Genomic DNA, 8,576 nt, shown 5'->3' with positions numbered 1-8,576 from the left:
AGCAGGAAGAAGAAAAATGCAAAAAGACTTAATAGCGCCGATGTTATTCAGCGGAAGCTTAAATGCAACAGGTTTTGAAGGATGGCTTGAATTCTTTTTAATACCAGCATTAACAATGACGTCGGTGTTGATTATGGATAACGCCCCCATTCATCGAAAAAGAAGGATTAGGGAAATAGTAGAATCTGCAGGACACATTGTGTTATTTTTGCCAACTTATTCTCCAGATTTGAATGATATAGAGCATGATTTTAGTGCATTAAAGAGGGCGAGAATGTACGCACCTCCGGGTACTAGCATAGATAAGGTTATTCAAGATTACTGCATAGCTTAACGTCTCATAATTATCCTAATTAGCTATAAGTTTTTCACTAAAACATGGCGACGTTCCTGCATTTCAATTTGCCCTAGAGTTTTTTCAATAATTTCGTCAATATCAGCATCTTGAGGCAGCCTTAATTTCGCCGCATATCGTAGAGCTTCCACCACGGTCAAGGAATTATGGATAATATCTTTTTGGGGCACATAACCAATCTGATTTCGATACAAATTAAAGTTATTTCTCAAATCTTCCCCATTCAGATAAACGGTGCCAGTGGTGGTAGGTTCAATGCCTAGCAAGGTTCGCATAAAAGTTGATTTGCCTGCACCACTACCTCCCACTAGGGCGACTAGTTGACCTGGTTCAATGGGTAAAGAAATTTGGTTGAGCAGGGTGATTTGCTCGTTACCATTACCCTTTACCGTGCGGACTATATTGCGGGCGTCTAGGCGAATATTATCCCCAGTGTCGGCAATGAATAACTGATTGTTTTGTAATAGTAGGGTGTAGGGTAAAATTTTAATAGTAGCGGCAGTATTAATTATAATTTTTCCGTTAACTTTAGTCCCGTTAACATAAACACCATTGGTGCTGTAATCATATAAAAGATAAGTGCTAGGTTCCAAATAATCTAGGACGGCATGCTTACGAAAAACCGCGGGAGAAAGCAGTTGTAAGTTAGCAGTTTCATCCCGGCCGATAACCACGGATTTTTGTTGCAAATTAATTGATGACAAGGATGCTTGATTAACATTACTCAGACTATGGGAATTGAAATATTTCAGGGTAATGAGAATATTAATGTTTTGACCAACTTTAATAATGTCCCCATTTTGTAAGGGGTAGCCAATATCATGGGCGATTAAATGATGATTAATAAACAGCTTATTACTACTGGGATTAACGCCATCACCGTCATAGATAATGTAATTGCCTTGTTTTTCTACTAAGGTTGCTTGGCAACGACTGATAACGCCCCAATCAGGGGGAACGAGCAAGTCAGCAAATTGGCAATCACGACCAAGGATATGTTTGTTTTTAGTTAACTCAAAGGGAGGTAATGATTGACCTTGATTAGTTACAACAATATATGGTCTATTACTTTGATTCATTGAGACACATTAACGTTCATAACTTTTACTCACTTGTATTCGTTGTTTCATATTGAATATAAACTAAATTTTTGTCATTTCTCTGTTGTTGTTATGGTTTTATTATTTCTGCATTTTTGCCTATTGAGAAGCAAGATATTTATATAAGAAATTATCCATATTAAATGCCACTTCGAGCTGCCATAAAAATTTGGTTTGCTCGTGGTGAATTGACATAGCGCCAATGCCATGGTTCATAGCTTACCCCTTGACTATTTCCAGGCGGAAAAGAAAGCTCAAAGCCATACTTATTAGCATTTCTAACTAGCCATTGATAGGCAGATGTGTTTTCAAAACTTATTTTCAAATCATTAGCCGGATTAGCACCGTCTCCAATATCCAAGGCATAGCCAGTGTGATGTTCACTATGCCCAGGGGGAGCACTAAACCTTGCTGCTGCTTCTTTTCCACCTTTTCTTTTAATTTGATTTTGAAATAAAGCATCCTGGGATGCAATGGAACGAAATCCAGAAATAATCGTCAGCTTTACTCCTTGAACTTGGGCATCAGCCTGCATTCTTTTAAAAGCAGTGGCTGCTTCTTGGTCTAAGGATTCACTGCGACCGTAATATTCACCAACTTTTACTAATCTTTGCTGGCTATTTTCGGAAAAAGGATAATGGCCTAAATTAGTTTTAACAGCAACATTATTAGGGATTTCTTCTAATATTTGTTGTTGCACTGGTGGAGATAATTGTTCATAATCTGATGGAAGTTCCGGTAGTAGAGGACTAGCCTGGGTTTCAGGTACTCCAGTTATTAATGGTTCCAGGTTGGTTGGACTCGGAGTGGGAACCGGGAGAGAAGAAAGCTCCCTATTTTCAAGGGAGTTGTTAACCGCAATTTTTTCTTGATTATGGATTGCACTCTCTTCATTGACGGATAAATGTTTAGAATTAGGCAAATACCACCATCCATACAACATTCCCACTAATAGGGCGGCAACGAAAAAATTCACCAACTGAAAATTATTCTTTAAGAATTTTAGCATTTTCCTTAGAACCAAATCTAGAAGTTTACTAGTTGACTGGCCATCCAACCTGTTGCTCCTGAACCATAGTGATAAACTTTGTACCAAACATGGCCACCGGAATCCGTACTACTATCTAAAATGTCGAGTCCATCACCTGTATAACCTTGGGTGACAACGCCATAATTTGTTCCAGGACCAGAACGAATATTTTTGGACCCAGGGATTCCCCCGATAGTTGCACTAGCACCGCCAGCCATAGCCCTTGCTTGATTGGCTAAAGCTTGAACTCTTTGTCTTTCTGCAGCCAAACGTTGTCTTTCTTGCTTAGCTCGATTTGCTTCTGCTGTTAGTTGTTGGCGTTCCTGTTCAATACGTTGAGCTTCCAACTCTTTTTGACGTTTTTCTTCCTCAGCTATTTTCTGCTCTGCTTCTATACGTTTTTGTTCAGCCTCTTGTTTTTCTTTTTCAGCTTGGGCTGCTCTGGCTTCAGCTTCCTTAATTTGCTGAGTTATAACAAATCCTCCACCCAAGCCAGCTGATACAACAATTATACCAATTAAAATAGTTAATAGCGTCGCAATTTTTGATTTACTTTTTTCACTACTTTTTTCAGAACTGATTGGTGTAGATACCCTGGTTGCTGAGTTAAAACTCGAACTACTGGAAGTCAAAAATTCATTACTAGGTGTTACTCGAACAGTTTCCATTGGAGGCACTGTTTCAGCTCCAAAACTTGCTAAAGAATGCAGATCTTGGTACATAGCATCTGCGGTCGGATATCGACGGCTAGGCTCCATTTGAATGGCCTTGTTTAGTACTCCGGTCAACTGTTGATTTATGTCGGGTACATGGCTCTGCCAATCTAATTCTCCAGTCAATTGACTAGTGGCAAATTCAACAGGTAATTTTTTGGTGAGAGCGTAAATAATTGTTAATCCTAAAGCATAAAGATCGGTGCTGAAAACAGAACGCCCTGCACTTTGTTCTGGAGCCATAAATCCCCTAGTGCCAATAACTACAGAGCTAACAGTAGAACCAGAACTGAGAGAAACAGCCCCCATGGTTTCTTTAACTGCACCAAAATCAATTAGAACAGGCAAATGATCACTATCCCGCAAAATAATATTTTCTGGCTTAATATCTCGGTGAATAATACCTTTACTATGGATATATTTGAGGGTGGTTAAAAGAGAAGAAAGAATGGTTTTCGCTTGTTCTGAATTAATGGGAGCAATTTCACTTAGACTTACTCCTTGAATATATTCTTGGATTAAGTAAAATTCATCATTAGTTGAGAAATAACTGTATAATTTTGGGATTTGCCCATTGTGTTCTCCTAAATCTTCTAATACTGAAGACTCTTTCTCAAACAGCTTTTGAATTAGCTCTGTGGAGGTGTTACTGCTAGCAGTGGCCGGTTTTAGTCGCTTTACCACGACTAGCTTTTGAGAAGGAATCTGAGTATCTTTAGCTAAAAAAGTTTCTCCAAATCCTCCTGAACCAAGAGATCTGACAATTTCATAGCGGTTGAGAAGTTGAGCATTCATGTTGTTTACCTATTTGAAATAAAAACACTTAAAATACTGAAATTTAAACTCAACTTACTTAACTTATTTGAAAAAGCCTAATTTATTTTTCAACTTCAATATAACAGTCATAATTTCGATCTTTTTTGCCTTTATTTCTCAAAATGCCGGCCGCAACATCCCAGTTATACTTAGAAGCCGCTGTGTAGGGCATACCATCACAGTAACCACCCACAAAATACCAGGAGTCTCGTTAAGCCGTAGAAACAAAACAACTTCCACCACCATTACCTCGACAGGTGGCTTGTCTGGCTTTCTCCATCGTTGAATGTCCACTGGCCCAACCCCGGCCCCTCACTCCCTGGGCGATCGCCGAATAATCGGCCAAGGCCGGGGGCATAATAGAGCCCATGGTCAGCAAAGATAAACTATAGACAAAAGGCAGTCTTCTCAGCTTGAAAATAGTTCTCATGGCTGCACCGTTAGCTCATACCGACAAACTTACAAAAATATTACCCTAGTTTTCGCTAAAGGATCCCATTCCTTTAGAACTGTTTGATTAACTTTCGTTAAACTCCTTACGGGGCGATCGCCGTAGATAGGAATGGACGAGATAGGGCAACGCCGAGATATTTACCTTAATTTTGCTAGTATTTATAAACCCAACTTTGTCAACATGGGGGGATGGGATAGCATAGTCCATGGGACACTTCTGCCTGTCTTTGCCGTTGGGCCCTCAAACAATCCTGGTTATCAAAACACATTGGAGTGAACTAATGGACATTGTTAAAATCATTTGCGCGATTCTTTTGCCGCCCCTGGGGGTTTTCTTACAGGTGGGTATTGGCAAAGACTTTTGGATTAACCTACTGCTAACCATTTTTGGGCTATACATCCTTGGCCTCGTCCATGCGATTTGGGTCATTGCCAGGGAAAATTAGTCTATTTGACTTAAGAAACATGGCCAGACGATCAGTCTTGGTCTGGCCAGCCATGGTTAACCACAGATTATTGCCCTCCAATCAAGTTCAACATGACCAAATTTTTTGTGGACCGGGGCGGAACGTTTACCGATATTGTTGCCATTACCAAAGATGAAAAGTTGGCCCAACAATGCGCTCAAGATGGACGATTTAGCGTATTTGCCCTACCCACAAAAGAAACGGTAATTTTATTTAAATTATTATCAGAAAATCCTGAACTTTATAACGATGCAGTCATCCATGGCATCCGCACCATTTTAGGTTTAGTAACCACCGAACCCATTACCCCAGAAAAAGTTAGCTTGGTAAAAATGGGTACCACTGTGGCCACCAATGCCCTACTGGAGCGCAAAGGGGACCCTGTAGTTTTGGTAATGACCCAAGGATTCCGGGATGGGTTGGCGATCGCCTATCAGCATCGACCGGACATTTTTGCCCTGGAGATTAAAAAGCCTAGTCTGCTCTATAGCCTAGTCGTTGAAGCAGTGGAAAGAATTGATGCCCAAGGAGAAATTTTACGACCCCTAGACCAGCATCAAATTAACCAGGACTTACAACAGGCCTATGACCAAGGAATTCGCAGTGTGGCGATCGCCTTAATGCACAGTTATCGCTATCCTGACCATGAATTAATCATTGCTGAAATTGCCCAAAAAATTGGCTTTACTCAAATTTCCCGTTCTTCTGAAGTTAGCCCCCTAATTAAATACATTTATCGGGGCGATACCACCGTAGTTGACGCTTACCTTTCCCCTCTGCTCCGGCGTTACGTTGACCAAGTGCAGGGGCAATTACCAGGGATAACAGTACAGTTTATGCAATCCCATGGGGGGCTGGTAGATAGTAGTCATTTCCAGGGGCGGGATAGTATCCTGTCTGGGCCCGCCGGGGGCATTGTGGGCGCAGTCAAAACATCCCAGCGAGCAGGATTTAGCAATATTATTACCTTTGACATGGGGGGAACCTCCACCGATGTCGCCCATTCCAATGGCACTTATGAACGATTGTGGGAAACGGAAATTGCCGGAGTCCGTTTGCGGGTACCAAGCTTAGCCATCCATACAGTGGCGGCGGGGGGCGGTTCCATTTTAAAATTTGACGGACAAAGATACCAAGTGGGTCCCGATTCTGCGGGGGCAAATCCTGGGCCGGCCTGTTACCGTCGGGGTGGGCCGCTAACAGTGACCGATGCCAATGTGATGGTGGGAAGATTGCAAAAAAACTATTTTCCCCCTGTGTTTGGTCCAGAAGGAAATCAACCCTTAGATATTGATATTGTTCAAAAAAAATTCACCGATTTAGCCACCCTAATTGCCCAATCCACCGCAACTCAACCTACCCCGGTGGAAGTGGCAGATGGTTTTCTGGCGATCGCCGTGGAAAATATGGCCAATGCCATTAAAAAAATTAGCTTACAACGGGGCTATGACCTGGAGAATTACACCCTTTGTTGCTTTGGGGGAGCAGGGGGGCAACTGGTTTGTCGATTAGGCGATCGCCTGGGCATTAGCAAGATTTTTCTCCATCCCTACAGCGGTGTACTTTCAGCCTATGGCATGGGTTTAGCCGAACAGAGAGCCCTCCGGGCCATGACCATTGAGCAACCTTTAACGGCGGACAATTTGAGCAATTTACTCGCCCATTATCAAACCTTAGAAACACAGTTAGCTGGGACTTTTACTGTTGATAATAATAGCAATAACGACGAACAAAATCCTAATTATTCACCCACCATCCGTCGTCAAATTGACCTGAAATACCAGGGCACTGACACCACTTTAAGTCTCGATTTTTGCCAAAATTTAGCCATTTTAACGGAACAATTCACCCATCAGCATCAGCGACGTTATGGTTTTAGTCAAACGGGTACTCCCCTCACCATTGCTTCCATTAGTTTAGAGTATATCCAACCGCTGGATTTGCCCCCAGAGCCCTGTTTAACTTCCGCAACAAAGCCGGCCCAGGCTGTGGAAATGGTGGATTTCTATGGCGATCGCCAATGGCATTCCATTCCTGTGTATCAACGTCAGCAGTTAGAACCGAGACAGGTAATCATAGGGCCCGCCATGATTGTGGAAGGCACCGGCACCATTGTGATTGATCCGGGTTGGCAAGCCCAGTCGGGATCAGCAAAACCAGGGGAACCCCAATCCTGCCATTTAATGTTGGAAAAAATAGCTAATAACACAGAAGATGGGGGTGATTTAATTAATGCCCAAAATGAATTTAAAGTTAACTTAAACAATCGCAATGATGGAAATAGTAATGGAATTCCAGTCGATCCGGTGCGATTAGAAATATTCAAAAATCTTTATCAATTCATTGCCGAAGAAATGGGCATTGTTTTGCAAAATACTGCCAGTTCAGTAAACATTAAAGAACGCCTTGATTTTTCCTGTGCTATTTTCGATTCCCACGGAGATTTGGTTGCTAATGCCCCCCATATTCCTGTCCATTTGGGCTCCATGGGAGAAAGTGTTAAAGCGCTTCTGCGCGATCGCCGTCAGCAATTGCAACCGGGGGATGTGTATCTCTCCAATGATCCCTATAACGGTGGTACCCACTTACCGGATGTGACGGTAATAACGCCTCTGTTTGACTCGACTGGCAAGGAAATTATATTTTATGTTGCCTCCCGCGGTCACCAAGCGGATTTGGGAGGAATTACCCCTGGTTCCATGCCGCCCCACAGTCAAAATGTTAACCAAGAAGGCATTTTATTTGACAACGAGTTATTAGTTAAAGGAGGAGAGTTCCAAACAGAAGCTATTCGAGCCCATTTATTAGATAGTCCCTACCCCGCCCGTAATGTTGAGCAAAATTTGGCTGACTTTTCTGCCCAAATTGCCGCCAATCAGCGGGGGATAATGGGTTTAGAAAATATGGTGTCCCAGTATGGCTTAAACACCGTGCAGCAATATATGCTCCATGTGCAAAACAATGCCCAACAAGCCGTAACCCAGGCGATCACCAAGTTAAAGTCTGGTCAATTTGTGACGGAAATGGACAATGGCATTCGCATTGCGGTGGCTATCACCGTTAATACTTCCCAGGGTACTGCCACCATTGATTTTTCTGGCACTTCTCCCCAGGGCAATCATAATTTCAACACGCCCAAAGCGGTGGTGCAGGCGGTGGTTTTATACGTTTTCCGTACCCTCGTCCAGGAACCTATTCCCCTCAATGCTGGTTGTCTCAAACCGTTGAAGATTATTATTCCCCCCGGTTGTCTGCTCGATCCTCAATACCCAGCAGCGGTGGTGGCCGGTAATGTGGAAACATCCCAGGCGATCGCCGACACGTTATACGGAGCGTTGGGATGCCTGGCCGCTAGCCAGGGCACCATGAATAATCTCACCTTTGGCGATGGACAATATCAATACTATGAAACTATTGCTGGGGGCAGTGGGGCTGGCCCTAGTTTTGCCGGTTGTGACGCTGTGCAAACCCACATGACCAATTCCCGCTTGACCGACCCGGAAATTTTAGAAAGTCGTTTTCCTGTGTTATTAGAACAGTTTGCCATTCGCTCCCACAGCGGTGGTGAGGGACAATTCTCCGGTGGTAATGGCATTGTGCGCCAGTTTCAATTTCGTCAGCCTCTATCGGTGTCCATTTTGG

The 8,576-nt window shown here is 42.9% G+C and carries 8 protein-coding genes; 3 read left to right on the top strand and 5 right to left on the bottom strand.

The window, feature by feature from the left end:
• On the top strand, positions 1-334 hold a 334-nt coding region (locus IQ219_RS12885), incomplete at its 5' end, for a transposase (protein ID WP_194072870.1).
• A gap of 23 nt (positions 335-357) precedes the next feature.
• Here IQ219_RS12885 and IQ219_RS12880 read toward each other — a convergent pair.
• The 5 genes from IQ219_RS12880 to IQ219_RS12860 all read right to left on the bottom strand — a co-directional run bounded on the left by IQ219_RS12880 (position 358) and on the right by IQ219_RS12860 (position 4,675).
• Complete coding sequence (locus IQ219_RS12880; protein ID WP_228017054.1) at positions 358-1,434, bottom strand: FHA domain-containing protein; 1,077 nt, start codon at positions 1,432-1,434, stop codon at positions 358-360.
• Between the two features lie 160 nt (positions 1,435-1,594).
• Positions 1,595-2,464: a D-alanyl-D-alanine carboxypeptidase family protein gene (locus IQ219_RS12875; protein WP_228017053.1), complete on the bottom strand. Its 870-nt coding sequence runs from the start codon at positions 2,462-2,464 to the stop codon at positions 1,595-1,597.
• 17 nt (positions 2,465-2,481) lie between these two features.
• Complete coding sequence (locus tag IQ219_RS12870; protein ID WP_194072868.1) at positions 2,482-3,993, bottom strand: protein kinase; 1,512 nt, start codon at positions 3,991-3,993, stop codon at positions 2,482-2,484.
• Positions 3,994-4,225: 232 nt separating this feature from the next.
• The gene (locus tag IQ219_RS20140; protein WP_228017052.1) at positions 4,226-4,444 is read right to left on the bottom strand and encodes a hypothetical protein; all 219 of its coding nucleotides are present in this window, start codon (positions 4,442-4,444) and stop codon (positions 4,226-4,228) included.
• Between the two features lie 87 nt (positions 4,445-4,531).
• Positions 4,532-4,675 (bottom strand): hypothetical protein, encoded by a 144-nt coding sequence (locus IQ219_RS12860; protein WP_194072867.1) that lies wholly within the window; start codon positions 4,673-4,675, stop codon positions 4,532-4,534.
• Positions 4,676-4,748: 73 nt separating this feature from the next.
• Here IQ219_RS12860 and IQ219_RS12855 point away from each other — a divergent pair, with 73 nt between their 5' ends.
• Together IQ219_RS12855 and IQ219_RS12850 are read left to right on the top strand one after the other, a co-directional pair.
• A complete protein-coding gene (locus IQ219_RS12855) occupies positions 4,749-4,913 on the top strand; it encodes a YqaE/Pmp3 family membrane protein (protein WP_038530201.1) in 165 nt (54 codons plus the stop codon).
• 92 nt (positions 4,914-5,005) lie between these two features.
• Positions 5,006-8,576, top strand: a 3,571-nt coding sequence (locus IQ219_RS12850) for a hydantoinase B/oxoprolinase family protein (protein ID WP_194072866.1), incomplete at its 3' end; no start/stop codon positions are given.

Source organism: Synechocystis sp. LEGE 06083 (assembly GCF_015207725.1).
GTDB classification, from domain to species: Bacteria; Cyanobacteriota; Cyanobacteriia; order Cyanobacteriales; family Microcystaceae; genus Synechocystis; species Synechocystis salina.
This window is presented reverse-complemented; position numbering and strand designations above follow the sequence as displayed.

Bases quoted from the DNA above. Each gene is read 5' to 3' on its own strand.
- IQ219_RS12880 (WP_228017054.1), bottom strand. From the start codon at position 1,434: ATGAATCAAAGTAATAGACCATATATTGTTGTAACTAATCAAGGTCAA.
- IQ219_RS20140 (WP_228017052.1), bottom strand. From the start codon at position 4,444: ATGAGAACTATTTTCAAGCTGAGAAGACTGCCTTTTGTCTATAGTTTA.
- IQ219_RS12870 (WP_194072868.1), bottom strand. From the start codon at position 3,993: ATGAATGCTCAACTTCTCAACCGCTATGAAATTGTCAGATCTCTTGGT.
- IQ219_RS12860 (WP_194072867.1), bottom strand. From the start codon at position 4,675: ATGGACTATGCTATCCCATCCCCCCATGTTGACAAAGTTGGGTTTATA.
- IQ219_RS12875 (WP_228017053.1), bottom strand. From the start codon at position 2,464: ATGCTAAAATTCTTAAAGAATAATTTTCAGTTGGTGAATTTTTTCGTT.
- IQ219_RS12855 (WP_038530201.1), top strand. From the start codon at position 4,749: ATGGACATTGTTAAAATCATTTGCGCGATTCTTTTGCCGCCCCTGGGG.